The 1,365-nt window shown below is 45.7% G+C and carries 2 protein-coding genes; both read right to left on the reverse strand.

Features of this window, described 5'->3' with window-relative positions; genetic code table 11:
• Positions 1-27: 27 nt before the first annotated feature.
• Positions 28-930 carry an IS3 family transposase gene (locus H4O18_RS22045; protein ID WP_187588632.1) on the reverse strand — a complete coding sequence of 301 codons (903 nt, stop codon included), beginning with the start codon at positions 928-930 and terminating at the stop codon, positions 28-30.
• On the reverse strand, positions 930-1,325 hold the full coding sequence (locus H4O18_RS22625) for a helix-turn-helix domain-containing protein (protein ID WP_425489145.1): 396 nt from the start codon (positions 1,323-1,325) through the stop codon (positions 930-932). Before H4O18_RS22625 ends, H4O18_RS22045 begins: the two co-directional genes overlap by 1 nt.
• Positions 1,326-1,365: the final 40 nt, after the last annotated feature.

Below are 1,365 nucleotides of genomic sequence, written 5' to 3' on the forward strand. Positions count from 1 at the left end.
CGTTACGGTTTATAGGATTAAAAATAGTTAATTAAGCTCAACGGCCATAGTGCCGTTGAGCTTTTGTGATTTATATGTTCTCATTGTTATCTCTTGTTGGCCGTGCATCTGTTGTGGTGTTAAGTAATGACAGGAATAATGGGGTCTCTTATTGTTGTATATCCGGACGCTATTGCTAACTAGCCTTTTCATGGTTTTCAGGTCAAGATTGTCAGAGGAGAGCAAAAACTCCTGTTTTAGTATTCCATTGACCCTCTCCGCTACCGCATTTTCATAGGGGTCATAAGCTTCGGTCATACTACTTTTGATTTTGTTCTTGGCAAGAAGGGCCTGGTACCCGTCACTGCAGTACTGTAATCCCCTGTCCGAGTGGTGTATCAGGGGATGTTCCGTTGTTCTCCCATTGCTGGCCATCTTTAAGGCTCTATAACTTCCGGGCAGGCTCAAACTGTCGGAAAGATCGTAGCCCACTATTTTCTTTGAATAGGCATCCGTGACCAATGCCAGGTACATCGGGTTCTTCCTGTTTCCCACATAGGTTATATCCGAGACCCAGACCTGTTCGGGACGATGGATAGATAGGCCTTTGACCGTATTGCCGTGCTTTCTGAACCTGTGGTGCGAGTCCGTTGTAATGTGATAGCTTCTTTTTGGCCGGACCAGCATATGGTTGGCCCTGAGTATGGCGAACAGCCTGTCCCTTCCTACGTTGATCCGCTTAAGGTCTTCCTTCAATAAATGGTATAGTTTTCTTGTGCCTATGCGCGGTTGTTCCATGCGGACCGTATTTACCATGGCCACCACGGCAGTGGCCTTTTGCCGATATTCCCGGTGCGACCTGATTCTTCTATAATAGACCTGTCTGCTTCTCCCGAGTAACCTACAGGTGGCCGTGAGGCTCTCTTGATGTTCTTCTCTAAAGGTATCTATTACTCGGGCGAGGAGTTTTTTCGTATAGGGATATTGTACTCCTTCTCGGCGAGATCGATCATCATATCAAAGATAATGGCCTTCTTGTCCGCCTGTTCGACCTGTTTCTCCAGTGTCCTTTTCTGCTTTTTCAAAAGCCGGTTCTCCTGTTCGAGTTCCAAAAGACGTTGTTCGGGTGTTTTGGACATGGTATATGGTGTTTTGTTGTGCCAATCAAAGTTACCATATTTTCGCATCCAACTTGTTACCGTTGACCTGGCCTGGATTCCATACCGCTTTACGGCCTGGGTGGCCGTAAGTTCTCCGTTCTCTATTTCGTTGACCACTTTAAGTTTGAACGACATTGAGTAGTCCTTTTGGGTACGCTTGATGTACATCTGTTCTGATTTGTTCATTACACTTTCTTTTTGTGTAACGCTATTTCAGGACTAGACA

It is taken from the genome of Arenibacter arenosicollis (assembly GCF_014397245.1).
Taxonomy (GTDB): domain Bacteria; phylum Bacteroidota; class Bacteroidia; order Flavobacteriales; family Flavobacteriaceae; genus Arenibacter; species Arenibacter arenosicollis.

Excerpts from the sequence above, each read along its gene's own strand:
- H4O18_RS22625 (WP_425489145.1), bottom strand. The coding sequence starts at position 1,325 with ATGAACAAATCAGAACAGATGTACATCAAGCGTACCCAAAAGGACTAC.